Source organism: Streptomyces sp. NPDC032126, from assembly GCF_055580085.1.
Genome location: NZ_JBVIMA010000009.1, coordinates 180795 through 194497 on the forward strand (window position 1 = coordinate 180795; position 13703 = coordinate 194497).

The window sequence follows — 13703 nt, forward strand, 5'->3', positions numbered from 1 at the left end:
GGCCCGGCGTCGGCCTCCCGTAGGTCACGACCGTGCCACGACCGTGCCGCACCGGGGCGGTTTCGGGGTGGTTGACGTCACAGCCGCATCACCCGCACAGGACGGGACCCTAGGCTGGTCGCCGTCGTTGGGGTGAGCGAGGGCAACGAGGGCTACGGGGCGTGTGGGGGCCCCTGGGGATCGCGGAGGACACAGGAGTGGGCAAGAGAAGACGCGCCGGCGAACGGCGCAGCAGAAGGCCCGCCGTGGTCGGCGGGACGGTCGGTGCCGTCGTCGTCGGCGCCGCCGTCGGCGTGTACGCGCTCTACGGCGGCGGCGCGGCGGCCGAGGACCGCACGGCCGCCGCCGACCACAAGGCCCACGTCAAGACGGGCCCCCTGTCGGCGACGGAGGTCACCGGCACCGCCACGGCCTTCCTCACGTCCTGGCAGCAGGGCAAGGTCGCGCAGGCCGCCGCCGTCACCGACGACTCCGTGGCCGCCGCCGCCCTGCTCACCGGCTACACCAAGGACGCCCACATCACCGGCGTCACGCTCACGCCCGGCACGCGCGCGGGCGACAAGGTGCCGTTCTCCGTGAAGGGCACGGTGACCTACAAGGGCGTCAGCAAGCCGCTGGCGTACGCCGGCGCGCTGACCGTCGTACGGCGCGCGGCGGACGGCAAGCCGCTGGTCGACTGGCACGCGGCGGTCGTCCACCCCGATCTCGCCGACGGCGACACCCTGGTGACCGGCGAGTCGGGCACGCCGCCCATCAGGGCGCTCGACAAGCACGGCGGCGAGCTGACCGCCGAGAAGTACCCCTCGCTGGGCACCGTCCTCGACGGTCTGCGCGAGAAGTACGGCAAGACGGCCGGCGGCAAGGCGGGCGTGGAGCTGCGTGTCGTGCGCGGCAAGGAGTCGCAGGCGAAGAAGTCCTCCGACAAGACCCTGCTGGAGCTCAGCAAGGGCACGCCGGGCACGGTGAAGACCACGCTCAGCCCGACCATCCAGGCCGAGGCCGAGCGGCTGGTGGCGGCCCGGGCGCGCGCGTCGGTCGTCGTCACGCGCGCGTCGACGGGCGAGATCCTCGCGGTCGCCAACAGCAACCCGGGCTTCAACACGGCCTTCCAGGGCTCTCTCGCGCCGGGCTCCACGATGAAGGTCATCACTTCGTCGCTGCTCATCGAGAGGGACCTGACGGCGGCGGACAAGACCCATCCGTGCCCGAAGACGTTCACCTTCGGCGGGTGGAAGTTCCACAACGACGACGACTTCGAGATCAAGGGCGGCAGCTTCAAGGCGAGCTTCGCGCGCTCCTGCAACACGGCCTTCATCAGCCAGGCGCCCAAGCTCGACAACGACAGCCTGACCAAGCAGGCGCAGCAGGTCTTCGGGCTGTCGATGAACAACTGGGCGGTCGGCGTGCCCACCTTCGACGGCGCGGTGCCGGTGCAGTCGGCGGCCCAGATGGCGGCCTCGCTGATCGGTCAGGGCGGGGTGCGGATGAACCCGCTGAACATGGCGTCGGTCGCCGCGACGGTCAAGTCGGGCACCTTCCACCAGCCCTACCTGGTCTCGCCGGAGGTCGACCACCGCACGCTGGCCCATGCCTCGCGCAGCATGTCCGCGGCCACGCTGGGCCAGCTGCGGGAGCTGATGAACTACACGGCGGCCCACGGCACGGCGGCGGAGGCGATGTCGGGTCTCGGCCCGGACTACGGCGCCAAGACGGGCTCGGCGGAGGTCGACGGGCAGTCGAAGCCGAACGGCTGGTTCACCGCCTATCGGGGCGACCTCGCGGCCGCGGGCGTCGTGCAGGCGGGCGGCCACGGCGGCGACACGGCCGGCCCGATCGTGGCCGCGCTGCTGCGGATGGGCTGAGCCGCCGGACCGGGGTCACCGAACCGGTGTCAGTGGGGCACGGGTTCCGCGGCCAGGTAGGTGCGGCGCAGGAAGCGGGTGAGCGTCTTCGTCTCGAACTGCACGACGGAGACGCCCCCCGCGGAGTGGAACTCCACGACGGCCTGCACCCTCCCGCACGGCCACACCCGGACCTCTCCGCTGCCGACGGGGGCGCGCAGTCCCTGTTCGAGCAGCGCGCGGGAGAAGGTCCACTCGTGCCGGTCGGGCAGTCCGACCCGCACCGCGCGCGGGTCGTCGTCCGGGTCGTACCTCAGGACGACAGGGACGGCCGACTGTTCCTCCTCGACCGGGTCCTCGTCCGTGACGATGTGGGCGCGCGCGTACTGCTCGACTACGGACATCGGACGGCCCCTTACGCTGAGTGACCTGTACGGAAGCTGTGCATCCGCTTCCCTTTCAATGTCCCATATTTTCTGGATTATGCCTTCAGGCCATCAACTCGCTCTTGCAAGTGATTCGCAACAAGCGACTATCATCGAACAGTGCACGTACCCGACGGATTCATCAACGCCCCGACCTCCGCCGTGACCGGAGTCGTCGCCGCGAGCGCCATCGCCGTGAGCCTGCGCGGCGCACGCCGGGAGCTCGACGAGCGGACCGCGCCGCTGGCCGGTCTGGTGGCCGCGTTCATCTTCGCCGTACAGATGCTCAACTTCCCCGTCGCCGCGGGCACCAGCGGCCATCTGCTGGGCGGCGCGCTGGCGGCGATCCTGGTGGGCCCGTACACGGGGGTGCTGTGCGTGTCCGTGGTCCTGCTCATGCAGGGCATCCTCTTCGCCGACGGCGGGCTGACCGCGCTCGGCGTGAACATCACCGACATGGCCATCGTGACGACGGTCGTGGCGTACACCGTCTTCCGCGTCCTGGTGAAGCTGCTCCCGCGCTCCCGGCGCGGCGTCACCGTGGCGTCCTTCGTGGCGGCGCTGCTGTCGGTCCCCGCGGCCGCGGTCGTCTTCACCTTCCTCTACGCGGTCGGCGGCACCACCGACGTGTCGATCGGCAAGGTCGCCGCCGCGATGATCGGCGTGCATGTGCTGATCGGGATCGGTGAGGCCGCGATCACCGCGCTGACCGTGGGCGCCGTGATCGCCGTGCGCCCGGATCTCGTGTACGGCGCGCGCGACCTGCGACAGCGCCTGAAGTTGCGCGTGAACGGCGAACTCGTGGACGCGCCCGCCCCCCAGGGAGCGCGCACGGCGCCCGTCGCGGCGCGCACCTCCCGCCGCGCGCTGTGGGCGACCGGAATCGTCACCTCGCTCGTCCTGGCCGGCTTCGTCAGCTACTACGCCTCCTCCAGCCCCGACGGCCTGGAGAAGGTCGCCCACGACCAGGGCATCGACCGGAAGGCCGAGAAGCACGCCTCCAGCGACTCGCCGCTCGCCGACTACGGCGTCAAGGACGTCCAGGACGCGCGCCTGTCCGGAGGGCTCGCGGGGGTGATCGGCGTGGGCGTGACCGCCGTCGCGGGCAGCACCGTCTTCTGGGCCGTGCGCCGGCGCCGTACGCACGACGCGTCGCCCACCGCCACGACGGTGGAGAACGTCTGACATGGGCGCCGGACACGCGCACCGGCTCTACCGGCACGGGCACACCCGCGTGCACGCGCTGCCGCCGCACACCAAGCTCGCCGCCGCGTTCGCGTTCGTCGTGGTCGTCGTGGCGACGCCGCGCGAGGCGATGTGGGCGTTCGGGCTGTACGCCGCGCTGCTCGCCCTCGTCGCGTACCACGCGCGCGTACCGGCCGGATTCCTGCTGCGGCGGCTGCTGATCGAGGTGCCGTTCGTCGCGTTCGCGGTCCTGATGCCGTTCGTCGCGGAGGGCGAGCGGGTGGACGTGCTGGGGATGTCCCTGAGCGTGAGCGGCCTGTGGGGCGCCTGGAACGTCCTCGCCAAGGGCACCCTGGGCGTCGCCGCGTCGGTGCTGCTCGCCTCCACCACGGAACTGCGCGAGCTGCTCCTCGGCCTCCAGCGCCTCAAGCTCCCGCCGCTGCTCGTGCAGATCGCGTCCTTCATGATCCGCTACGGCGATGTCATCACGGACGAGATGCGGCGCATGCGGATCGCGCGCGAGTCGCGCGGTTTCGAGGCGCGGGGCGTACGGCACTGGGGGGTGCTCGCGAAGTCGGCGGGCGCCCTGTTCATCCGCTCCTACGAGCGCGGGGAGCGCGTGCACCTGGCCATGGTGAGCCGGGGGTACGCCGGGTCCATGCCGGTGATCGACGAGGTGACCGCGTCCCGGGCGCAGTGGTCGTACGCCCTCGCGCTCCCCCTCGCCGCCCTCGTCGTGTGTCTGCTGGGATGGACCCTGTGAGTACTGCTTCCCTGGAGGTCTCCGGCCTCGCCTTCGCCTACCCCGACGGCCACCAGGCCCTGTTCGGCGTGGACTTCTCCCTCGCGCGCGGGGAGCGGGTCGCGCTGCTCGGCCCCAACGGCGCCGGCAAGACCACCCTCGTGCTGCACCTCAACGGCATCCTCACCGGGGGCGCCGGCACGGTGACCGTCGCCGGACTGCCCGTCGGCAAGCGGCACATGGCCGAGATCCGGCGCAAGGTCGGCATCGTCTTCCAGGACCCCGACGACCAGCTGTTCATGCCGACCGTGCGCGAGGACGTGGCGTTCGGTCCTGCGGCCGCCGGGGTCAAGGGCGCCGAGCTGGAGGAGCGGGTGGACCGCGCGCTGGCGCGGGTCGGCATGGCGGACTTCAAGGACCGTCCGCCGCACCATCTGTCGTTCGGCCAGCGGCGGCGGGTGGCCGTGGCGACCGTGCTGGCGATGGAGCCGGAGATCCTGGTCCTGGACGAGCCGTCGTCCAACCTGGACCCGGCGTCCCGCCGTGAACTCGCCGACATCCTGCGCTCGCTGGACGTGACCGTGCTCATGGTCACGCACGACCTGCCGTACGCGCTGGAGCTGTGCCCGCGCTCCCTGATCCTCAGCGAGGGCGTGATCGCGGCGGACGGGCGCACGGCCGATCTGCTCGCCGACGACGCGCTGATGCGCGCCCATCGGCTGGAGCTGCCGTTCGGCTTCGACCCGCGCTCGGTGACAATGGGGGCGTGACGCGTCAAGACGACGACCTGGCGTACGGGTCGCTGCTGCTCGACCAGCAGCTGTGCTTCGCGCTGTACGCGGCCCAGCGCGCGGTGACGGCCGCGTACCGCCCGGTCCTCGACGAGCTGGGGCTGACCTACCCCCAGTACCTCGTCCTGCTCGTCCTGTGGGAACGCGGCGAGACGACGGTCAAGGAACTGGCCGCCGCCCTCCGCCTCGACTACGGAACGGTCTCGCCGCTGCTGAAGCGGCTGGAGGCGGCGGGGCTGATCCGCCGGGAGCGCGCGCCCCACGACGAGCGCTCGGTGCTGATCGCGTGCACCGGGCGCGGGGAGGAACTCAAGGGGCGCGCGGCGCGCGTGCCCGGCGCGCTGCTCACGGCGACAGGGCTGGAAATGGCGGAGGTCGCGAGGTTGCGCGAGGAGTTGTGGGGGCTCGCGGAGAAGGCGCACGGCGCGGCGGACCGCGCCCGGTAGCCCACGGCGCCCCCGCCGGCGCGCGCTGGCCCACCTGGCGCGCGGTGCCCACCGCGCCCCCCGTTACCCGCAGTTACCCCCTCCCCCACCGCTTTGCCCCACCTACCGGTCGGTACCTTGTGCGCGATGTACTTGTGCACACTTGTATGAACGCTGCCCTGGGGAGGTCCCGTCGTGGTCGAAGCTGCTGGGGTCGAGAGTCCCGTCGACACCCGTCCCACGAAGATCATGTATGTCGCCGAGGCGACCGCGCACGGGGGCCGGGACGGCCATGTGACGAGCCAGGACGGGCAGATCCATCTGAAGGTGGCGATGCCGCCGGCCCTGGGCGGGGACGGCAACGGGACGAACCCCGAGCAGTTGTTCGCGGCCGGCTACAGCGCCTGCTTCCACAACGCGCTGATCCTGGTGGGCAACCGCGCGGGCTACGACCTGACCGGCTCCACGGTGGCCGCCAAGGTCGGCATCGGCCCCAACAAGCACCGCGGCTACGGACTGGCCGTGGCACTGAGCGTGTCCCTGCCGGTGCTGGACGCGCAGATCGCCGCCCAGCTGGTCGACGCGGCGCACGAGGTGTGCCCGTACTCCAACGCCACGCGCGGCAACATCGATGTAACGATCCTTCTCGGCTGACGGGACGAAGGAATCGCAGGCGCGGCGCCGACGTTCCCCCACGGTCGAAGGCGAGCCGAGAGGACGTACGGACGTGGATGTGAACGGCACGGTGGCCGGCGGCTTCGAGCCGGTCGGGGAGGCGTTCCTACGCAACTTCGAGACGCTCGGCGAGCGGGGCGCGGCCGTGGCCGTCTACCGGGACGGGCACAAGGTCGTCGACCTGTGGGCGGGGACGCGGGACGTCGACGGCACGGCCCCCTGGGAGCCCGGCACCGCGCAGATCGTGCGCTCGGCCACCAAGGGCGTCGCCGCCGCCGTACTCCTGCTGCTGCGTCAGCGCGGGGAGCTGGACCTGGACGCGCCGGTGGGGACGTACTGGCCTGAGTTCAAGGCGGCCGGCAAGGACCGCGCGACGGTGCGCGACCTGCTCGCCCACCGCGTCGGCGTGCCCGCGCTGGACCGGCCGCTCACGCCCGCCGAGGCCGCCGACCCCGAGCTGGGCGCGGCGGCGGTCGCCGCGCAGGCGCCCGCGTGGGAGCCGGGCACGGACCACGGCTATCACGCGCAGACGTACAGCTGGCTCACCGGGGAACTGGTGCGGCGGGTGACCGGGCGGTCGATCGGCGCATGGATCGCCGAGGAGATCGCCGGGCCGGCCGGCGCCGACTTCTGGCTCGGGCTCCCGGCGGCGCAGGCGCACCGGGTGGGGCGCGTGGGCCAGGTGGAGGCGCCGGCGCCATCGGGCGCGCTGCGCACGCGCCCCAAGCGCTCCGTCGTCGACGCCTACGCCGACCCCGCCTCGCTCACCCGCCGCGCCTTCGCCGCGATCACCCCGCTGCCCGACGAGAACGACCCCGCGTACCGGGCGGCGGTCCTGCCCGCCTCCAACGGCATCGCCACCGCCGACGGGCTCGCGCGCGTGTACGCGGCGCTGATCGGCGACGTGGACGGCGGGACGCGGCTGTTCACGCCGGAGACGGTGGAGCTGGCGCGCGGCGAGCGCTCGGCGGGGCCCGACCGGGTCCTGGTGGTCAACACCCGTTTCGGGCTCGGCTACATGCTGCACGGAGCGGCCTCCCCGCTCCTGTCCCCGGCGTCCTTCGGCCACCCCGGCCGCGGCGGCGCGCTGGGGCTCGCCGATCCCGAGTCGGGGATCGCCTTCGGCTATGTCACCAACGGCTTCCGCACGAGCGTGACGGCGGACCCGCGCGCGCAGGCGCTGCTGCGCGCCGTACGGACGGCGATCGCCGGCTGAGGCGCGACCGCCGCCCCGGCGGAGCCCTCCCTCACACGTTGATCGGGTGCGACGTACGGCCCGAAGCCTGGTCGATCTCGCCGTGCGCCTTCGTCAGGAGCTGCATGGCGATCTCGTTCAACGCGCGGGCGCCCGCGATCTCCTCGCCGACCCTTGGCTGATTGGAGTCCGTGTGGTGGCGGCTGGCGTGGCCGTGGGCCCGTACCTCGGTGCCGTCGGGCAGGCGTACCAGCGCCACCGCGGTCGTGTGCGTCTCGTCCTCCCTGAACTCCAGCTCGATGTGCCATCCCACTGCGGTGTGCATCATGACGATCACCTCCGGAAGACTTGCTTCCAGGGTGCTCCTCCGGGCGGACGGCCGCACCCAGTATGTTGATCCGACCATGCATCAGACAGAAACGGCGGAGGGGCGCGTCGAGAGCATGGCCGCGGACTCCCCCGACTCCACGCGCGCGTGGCCGCGGCACTGGCCCCTGCTCCTGCTGGGCGCGGCCGTGCTCCCCGGCACCCTGCTCGTCCTCGCCACGCGGGGCATGGACACGCCCGCGATGCAGGCGTGGCGGACGGTCTGTCTCGCCGTCACCGTGCAGGCGCTGCCCTTCCTGCTGCTCGGCACCGCGCTGTCGGGTGCCATCAACGCCTTCGTGCCCGCGTCCGTGTTCCACCGGCTGCTGCCGAAGCGGCCCGCGCTCGCCGTGCCGGTCGCCGGGATCGCGGGCGTCGTGCTGCCGGGCTGCGAGTGCGCCTCCGTGCCCGTGGCGCGCAGCCTGATCGGGCGGGGGGTCACCCCGGCCGCCGCCTTCGCCTTCCTCCTGTCCGCGCCGGCCGTCAACCCGATCGTCCTCACCGCCACCGCCGTCGCCTTCCCCGGCCGCCCGGAGATGGTCGTGGCCCGTCTGGTCGCCTCGCTGGCCGTCGCCTCGGTCATGGGCTGGCTGTGGCTGTGGCGGGGCCGGGAGGAGTGGCTGCGGCCGGTCGTGCGGCACACCGGGCACCGGCCGGGGCACAGCCGCTGGGCCGAGTTCCGCGACGGCTTCCGGCACGACTTCCTGCACGCCGGCGGCTTCCTGGTCGTGGGCGCCATGGCGGCGGCCACCTTCAACGTGGCCGTCCCCCGCTCCGTCCTCGACACCTTCGCCGGGTCGGTGTGGCTGTCGGTGCTGTTCCTGGCCGCGCTCGCGATCCTGCTGGCGGTGTGCTCGGAGGCGGACGCGTTCGTCGCCGCCTCGCTCAGCGGGTTCTCGCCGGTGGCGCGGCTGACGTTCATGGTGGTCGGGCCGATGGTCGACCTGAAGCTGATCGCGCTGCAGGCGGGAACGTTCGGGCGGGCCTTCGCGATCCGCTTCTCCGCCGCCACGACCGTCGTCGCGATCCTGTGCGCCGCACTCGTCGGAGGGATCCTCCTGTGAAACGTCCCGCGCAGGCCCTGCTCCTCGCGCTCAGCGGCCTCGGCCTGCTCCGGACCGCGCTGTTCACCGACGTCTTCCTCCGGTACGTCAAGGAGGGGATGCGCCCGCTGCTGGTGACGTCGGGCGTCGTCCTGCTGCTCCTGGGACTGGCGGAGGGCTGGTCGTGGTACAGGTCGGCGTACCGGAACCGGGGGGACGCGCGCACGCACGCGTACGTCGAGGGCGGCGGGGACCACGATCACGACCAGGACGACGACGGCCACGGTCACGACCACTCCGCCCCGCCCCGCGTGGCCTGGCTGCTCTTCCTCCCCGCGCTCAGCCTGCTCCTGCTGGCCCCGCCCGCCCTCGGCGCCTACACCGCCTCCCGCGAGTCCGCCCAGGTCGTCACGACCGATCAGGAGGACTTCGACCCGCTGCCCGCCACCTCCCCGCTCCCCCTCACGCTCGGCGACTTCACGCGCCGGGTGCGCCAGGACCGTACGAAGGCGATCCAGGGGCGGACGGTCCTGCTGTCCGGCTTCGTCACCCCGGGCAAGGACGCGGACGACTGGTACGTCACCCGACTGATCCTCAACTGCTGTGCGGCGGACGCCCAGTCGGTGAAGGTGACCGTGCACGGCGTGCCCGCGCCGAAGTCCGACACGTGGGTGTCGGTCACCGGCACCTGGCACCCCGGCGGAACCCTCGGCACGAGCTCCGCCGACGTGGCCCTGGACGCCCGTACGGTGACGAGGATCGACCGCCCGACGAACGGCTACACGGACGCGCTGCCCCTCGCCGCCGGCCCGTGATCACCCGGCGTGCAGCATCAGCCCGATGCCGACGACCAGCAGCCCGGCGGCGGCGATGCGCGGCGCCCCGAACCGCTCCTTGAAGAAGACCGCGCCGATCGCCGCGCCCACCAGGATGGACGACTCGCGCAGGGCGGCGATCGGGGCGAGTTCGGCACGCGTCTGCGCCCACAGCACCAGCGCGTACGCGCTCACCGACAGCGCGGCGCCGAGCAGGCCCACGGCGGCGAAGGGCCGCAGCCGGGCGACGGTCCCGCCGCGCCAGCGGTACCAGGCGTACAGCGGGATCACGAAGCCCTCGATCGCCATCAGCCAGGCGATGTACCCGAGGGAGGAGCCGGAGGCGCGCACACCGAGCCCGTCGACGACGGTGTACGCGGCGATGGTGAGCCCCGTCGCGAGCGCGGCGCCGATCGCCGCCCAGTTCGGCCGCCGGCCGCGCAGCCCCCACACGGCGACGCCGGTCAGGCCCACGCAGGACAGGGCGATCCCCGCGGCGGCCCAGCCGTCGGGCACCTCGTGGGCGAACAGGGCGGCGAGGAGGGTGACGACGAGGGGCGCGGACCCGCGCGCGATGGGGTAGGCCTGGCCGAAGTCGCCGAGCCGGAACGAGCGCATGAGCAGCAGGTAGTAGGCGACGTGGATGACGGCGGAGGCGACCAGGTACGGCCAGGCGCCGGCCGCCGGGACCGCGGTGAAGGGCAGCAGCGCGAGCCCGATGAGCGTCCCGCCGCCCGCGATGAGCGTGAAGCCGACGAGCTTGTCGTCGATGCGGTGGGCGAGGGCGTTCCAGCCGGCGTGGGTGACGGCCGCGAGCAGGACGGCCGCGGTGACGAGGGGGGTCACGCGTCGCGCTCGCGCACGTCCACGAGGGTCGCGCCGGCCCGCTCGACGAGCGCGGCGGGAGCCATGGGGAAGACGGCGTGCGGATTCCCGGCGGCCGCCCATACGACGTCGTGCGCGAGCAGTCCGCGGTCCGCGAGCACACGCGTGCGCGTGCGGTGCCCGAACGGGGGCACCCCGCCGATGGCGTACCCGGTGGTCTCCCGTACGACGGCGGCGTCCGCCCGCGTCACCCGCTCGACGCCGAGCGCCTCCCGCACCAGCTCCACGTCGACGCGGGACGCCCCGTCCATGAGCACCAGCACGGGCACCCCGTCGGCGGCGAAGACCAGCGACTTGCAGATCTGGCTCAGTTCGCACCCGATCGCGGCGGCCGCCTCGGCGGCGGTACGGGTCCCGTCCGGGAACCGCCTTACCCGCGCCACCACCTCCCCCAGCTCCAGGTCACGCAGGGCTTCGGCGAAACGGGGATGAGCACCGGTCGATGTCATGCCCGCACGGTAGCGGTCGGTGTACGGGGCAGGCGACCGGGTTACGCCGACCGGCCCGGCCCGCGCTCAGCCCGTCGCGATCCACGCGTACCCGGCGACGGCCACCGTCGGGGAGGCGAGGAGTCCCAGCAGGAGCAGGCGGGTGGCCGCGGAGAGACGGCGCACGCCGGGCGCGAAGGCCAGGGCCGTCAGCAGGAGGGCGCCGGCGAGCAGGGCCAGGAGGTACGGGAGCACGACGTTCCCGACCTCCGACCAGCTCGCCCCGTCCGCCCGGGACCACACCGCCACGAGGCCGACCAGGGCGGTCAGCCAGCCGATCGAGACGTAGATCAGCGTCCACAGCACGCCGGCCGCACGGCTACTCATCCGGCGCTAGGTGCGCGCACCGTGCGCCCAGTGCGCCCCGTGCGCCCCGGGGGGCCAGCAGGCGCGGTGCGCGCGTGCGCGAAGAAGCCGGTGAGGGTGCCCCGTCCCCACGGATCCCTCACCGGCCGTCCTTCACAGGAGCTCGCGCGTCACGCGCGGACCAGCTCCTTGTCGCCGTCGCTCTCGGCGCCCTTCAGGCGGTCGGCCTCCGTGCGCAGGCCCTCGCCCTCGACGTCGACGTTCGGCAGGGCGCGGTCCAGCCACTTCGGCAGCCACCAGGCCCGCTTGCCGAGCAGCGCCAGGACCGCCGGGACGATCGCCATCCGCACGATGAACGCGTCGAAGAACACCGCGACCGCGAGGCCGAAGCCGATCATCTTGATCATCGACTCGGACGAGCCGATGAAGCCGGAGAACACCGCGATCATGATCACGGCCGCGGCCGTGACGACCCGCGCGCCGTGCTTGAACCCGGTCACCACGGCCTGGCTCGGACTCTCGCCGTGGACGTACGCCTCCCGCATCCGGGTCACGAGGAACACCTCGTAGTCCATGGCCAGGCCGAAGACGACACCCACCATGAAGATCGGCATCATCGACATGATCGGGCCGGTCTCCTCGACGCCCATGAGGCCGGACAGCCAGCCCCACTGGAACACCGCGACCACCGCGCCGAGCGCCGCCATCACGCTGAGCAGGAAGCCGAGCGCCGCCTTCAGCGGAACCAGGATCGACCGGAACACCACGATCAGCAGGAGGAAGGCCAGGCCCACCACGAGCGCCAGGTACGGGATCAGCGCGTCGTTCAGCTTCTGCGAGAAGTCGATGTTCATCGCCGTCGTGCCGGTGACCAGGACGTCGGCGTCCGTGCCGGACTTGATGTCCGCGCCCTTGTCGCGGATGGAGTGGACCAGGTCCTCGGTGGTCGTGGAGGACGGCTTCGAGGACGGGATGACCGTGATGGTCGCCGTGTCGCCCGCCTTGTTCGGTGCCGCCGGGGTCACCGTCACGACGTTCTTCAGGCCCTTGATCTCGTCGTCGACCTTCTGGAAGGCCGCCTTCGGGTCGTCGCTTCCCTTCGCGTCGACCACGACCATCAGCGGCCCGTTGAAGCCGGCCCCGAAGCCCTCCGACAGCAGGTCGTACGCCCGCCGCTGCGTCGTCGACGTCGGCTGCGAGCCGTCGTCCGGCAGGCCGAGTTCGAGGGAGCCCGCGGGGATCGCCGCCGCGCCCAGGCCCACGACGCCGAGGAGCAGGACGGCCACGGGGCGCCGTACGACGAAGCTCGCCCAGCGGGTGCCCATGTTCGGGCGGTCCTTGCCCGCACCGTCCTTCTTCCGCGCGCGACCGCCGCCCAGCAGCTTGCTCTTCTGGCCCGCCGGCATCACCTTGCGGCCGGCGAAGCCGAGCAGCGCCGGGATCATCGTCAGCGCGATGAGGACCGCGATCGCGACCGTGCCGGCCGCCGCGACGCCCATCTTGGTCAGCATCGGGATGTTGACGACCGACAGCCCGACCAGGGCGATGACGACGGTGAGACCGGCGAAGACCACCGCCGAGCCCGCCGTGCCGACGGCCCGGCCGGCCGCCTCCTCGCGTTCCCGGCCCTCCGCCAGCTCGGCGCGGTACCGGGAGACGACGAACAGGGCGTAGTCGATACCGACCGCCAGACCGATCATCGAGGCGAGGGTGGACGTGGTGGAGCCGAGGTCCAGGGTGCTCGCGAGCGCGGTGATCGACGAGACGCCGATGCCCACGCCGATGATCGCCGTCAGCAGCGGCATGCCCGCCGCGATCAGCGAGCCGAAGGTGATCACCAGGACCACCGCGGCGACCGCGATGCCGATGATCTCCGTGGCGCCGGTCTCCGGGGTGGTGTTGAGGGCGTCACCGCCCACCTCGACGGTCAGGCCCGCGCTCCGCGCGTCCTGCGCGGCCTTCTCCAGGGCGTCCCGCGAGGCGTCCTCCAGCTCCATGCCGGAGACCTTGTACTTCACGGACGCGTACGCGACCGAGCCGTCCTTGCTGACGGCGTGGCCGGTGTAGGGGTCGGCGACGGAGACCACCTCGGAGCCGTCGGACAGCTCCTTGACGGTCTTCTCGACGGTCGCCTTGTTGTCGGCGTCCGTCATCTTCTCGCCGGCCGGGGCCTTGAAGACGACCCGGGCGGTGGCGCCGTCGGCGCTCATCCCGGGGAAGCGCTGTTCCAGCAGGTCGAAGGCCTTCTGGGCCTCCGTACCGGGGATGGAGAAGGACGAGTTGCCGGCGGCGGGCGCGCTGGCGGCGCCGACGCCTGCGAGCGTCAGCAGCGCCACCCAGATCAGGGCGACGACATGCCGTCGCCGGAAGGCGAACCGGCCGAGGCGATAGAGGAACGTGGCCACGAGGGCGTACTCCCGGTCAGGTCGTGGGGTGTTCAGGGCAGGGGTGATCAACCCGCTGGGTGGCAGGAGTGATCGGCCCGACGACGTGAGCGGTGCGCGTCAGGTGCTACGGGGTG

General features: G+C 72.6%; 15 protein-coding genes. 9 read left to right on the plus strand and 6 right to left on the minus strand.

All coding sequences use genetic code 11. From position 1 onward, the window contains the following. Positions 1-197: 197 nt before the first annotated feature. The gene (locus tag ACZ5NW_RS30160) at positions 198-1862 is read left to right on the plus strand and encodes a penicillin-binding transpeptidase domain-containing protein (RefSeq protein ID WP_468747123.1); all 1665 of its coding nucleotides are present in this window, start codon (positions 198-200) and stop codon (positions 1860-1862) included. Between the two features lie 29 nt (positions 1863-1891). Here ACZ5NW_RS30160 and ACZ5NW_RS30165 read toward each other — a convergent pair whose 3' ends face one another. Beyond that, positions 1892-2245: an SsgA family sporulation/cell division regulator gene (locus ACZ5NW_RS30165; protein ID WP_468747124.1), complete on the minus strand. Its 354-nt coding sequence runs from the start codon at positions 2243-2245 to the stop codon at positions 1892-1894. A 141-nt stretch (positions 2246-2386) separates the two neighbouring features. On the opposite strand from ACZ5NW_RS30165, the gene ACZ5NW_RS30170 reads away from it, so the two are divergent. The 6 genes from ACZ5NW_RS30170 (at position 2387) to ACZ5NW_RS30195 (ending at position 7300) form a co-directional block, all read left to right on the plus strand. Next, positions 2387-3451 carry an energy-coupling factor ABC transporter permease gene (locus ACZ5NW_RS30170; protein WP_468747125.1) on the plus strand — a complete coding sequence of 355 codons (1065 nt, stop codon included), beginning with the start codon at positions 2387-2389 and terminating at the stop codon, positions 3449-3451. Between the two features lies 1 nt (position 3452). Further along, a complete protein-coding gene (gene cbiQ / locus ACZ5NW_RS30175) occupies positions 3453-4214 on the plus strand; it encodes a cobalt ECF transporter T component CbiQ (RefSeq protein WP_468747126.1) in 762 nt (253 codons plus the stop codon). Beyond that, positions 4202-4963 (plus strand): energy-coupling factor ABC transporter ATP-binding protein, encoded by a 762-nt coding sequence (locus tag ACZ5NW_RS30180; RefSeq protein WP_468747127.1) that lies wholly within the window; start codon positions 4202-4204, stop codon positions 4961-4963. Before cbiQ ends, ACZ5NW_RS30180 begins: the two co-directional genes overlap by 13 nt. Continuing rightward, entirely contained in the window at positions 4960-5430 is a 471-nt protein-coding gene (locus ACZ5NW_RS30185; protein ID WP_468747128.1) for a MarR family winged helix-turn-helix transcriptional regulator, read from the plus strand. The genes ACZ5NW_RS30180 and ACZ5NW_RS30185 overlap by 4 nt, the downstream gene beginning before the upstream one ends. A gap of 228 nt (positions 5431-5658) precedes the next feature. After that, complete coding sequence (locus tag ACZ5NW_RS30190) at positions 5659-6063, plus strand: organic hydroperoxide resistance protein (protein WP_468747346.1); 405 nt, start codon at positions 5659-5661, stop codon at positions 6061-6063. 73 nt (positions 6064-6136) lie between these two features. Further along, on the plus strand, positions 6137-7300 hold the full coding sequence (locus ACZ5NW_RS30195) for a serine hydrolase domain-containing protein (protein WP_468747129.1): 1164 nt from the start codon (positions 6137-6139) through the stop codon (positions 7298-7300). 31 nt (positions 7301-7331) lie between these two features. Here the strand turns inward: ACZ5NW_RS30195 and ACZ5NW_RS30200 are convergent, their stop codons facing one another. Beyond that, positions 7332-7607 (minus strand): DUF1876 domain-containing protein, encoded by a 276-nt coding sequence (locus tag ACZ5NW_RS30200; protein WP_468747130.1) that lies wholly within the window; start codon positions 7605-7607, stop codon positions 7332-7334. Between the two features lie 115 nt (positions 7608-7722). Between ACZ5NW_RS30200 and ACZ5NW_RS30205 the strand changes: the two genes are divergently transcribed. Together ACZ5NW_RS30205 and ACZ5NW_RS30210 are read left to right on the plus strand one after the other, a co-directional pair. Continuing rightward, on the plus strand, positions 7723-8709 hold the full coding sequence (locus tag ACZ5NW_RS30205; protein WP_468747347.1) for a permease: 987 nt from the start codon (positions 7723-7725) through the stop codon (positions 8707-8709). Beyond that, a complete protein-coding gene (locus ACZ5NW_RS30210; protein WP_468747131.1) occupies positions 8706-9503 on the plus strand; it encodes a TIGR03943 family putative permease subunit in 798 nt (265 codons plus the stop codon). The genes ACZ5NW_RS30205 and ACZ5NW_RS30210 overlap by 4 nt, the downstream gene beginning before the upstream one ends. Here ACZ5NW_RS30210 and ACZ5NW_RS30215 read toward each other — a convergent pair whose 3' ends face one another. The 4 genes from ACZ5NW_RS30215 to ACZ5NW_RS30230 all read right to left on the minus strand — a co-directional run bounded on the left by ACZ5NW_RS30215 (position 9504) and on the right by ACZ5NW_RS30230 (position 13587). Next, entirely contained in the window at positions 9504-10349 is an 846-nt protein-coding gene (locus ACZ5NW_RS30215) for an EamA family transporter (protein WP_468747132.1), read from the minus strand. Next, a complete protein-coding gene (locus ACZ5NW_RS30220) occupies positions 10346-10837 on the minus strand; it encodes a YbaK/EbsC family protein (RefSeq protein ID WP_468747133.1) in 492 nt (163 codons plus the stop codon). The genes ACZ5NW_RS30215 and ACZ5NW_RS30220 overlap by 4 nt, the downstream gene beginning before the upstream one ends. A gap of 66 nt (positions 10838-10903) precedes the next feature. Further along, a complete protein-coding gene (locus ACZ5NW_RS30225; protein WP_468747134.1) occupies positions 10904-11203 on the minus strand; it encodes a hypothetical protein in 300 nt (99 codons plus the stop codon). A 149-nt stretch (positions 11204-11352) separates the two neighbouring features. Further along, positions 11353-13587, minus strand: a complete 2235-nt coding sequence (locus tag ACZ5NW_RS30230) for an MMPL family transporter (protein WP_468747135.1) — start codon at positions 13585-13587, stop codon at positions 11353-11355. Positions 13588-13703 lie beyond the last annotated feature (116 nt).

Bases quoted from the DNA above. Each gene is read 5' to 3' on its own strand.
- ACZ5NW_RS30165 (WP_468747124.1), bottom strand. From the start codon at position 2,245: ATGTCCGTAGTCGAGCAGTACGCGCGCGCCCACATCGTCACGGACGAG.
- cbiQ (WP_468747126.1), top strand. From the start codon at position 3,453: ATGGGCGCCGGACACGCGCACCGGCTCTACCGGCACGGGCACACCCGC.
- ACZ5NW_RS30180 (WP_468747127.1), top strand. From the start codon at position 4,202: ATGGACCCTGTGAGTACTGCTTCCCTGGAGGTCTCCGGCCTCGCCTTC.
- ACZ5NW_RS30190 (WP_468747346.1), top strand. From the start codon at position 5,659: ATGTATGTCGCCGAGGCGACCGCGCACGGGGGCCGGGACGGCCATGTG.
- ACZ5NW_RS30200 (WP_468747130.1), bottom strand. From the start codon at position 7,607: ATGATGCACACCGCAGTGGGATGGCACATCGAGCTGGAGTTCAGGGAG.
- ACZ5NW_RS30205 (WP_468747347.1), top strand. From the start codon at position 7,723: ATGGCCGCGGACTCCCCCGACTCCACGCGCGCGTGGCCGCGGCACTGG.
- ACZ5NW_RS30220 (WP_468747133.1), bottom strand. From the start codon at position 10,837: ATGACATCGACCGGTGCTCATCCCCGTTTCGCCGAAGCCCTGCGTGAC.
- ACZ5NW_RS30225 (WP_468747134.1), bottom strand. From the start codon at position 11,203: ATGAGTAGCCGTGCGGCCGGCGTGCTGTGGACGCTGATCTACGTCTCG.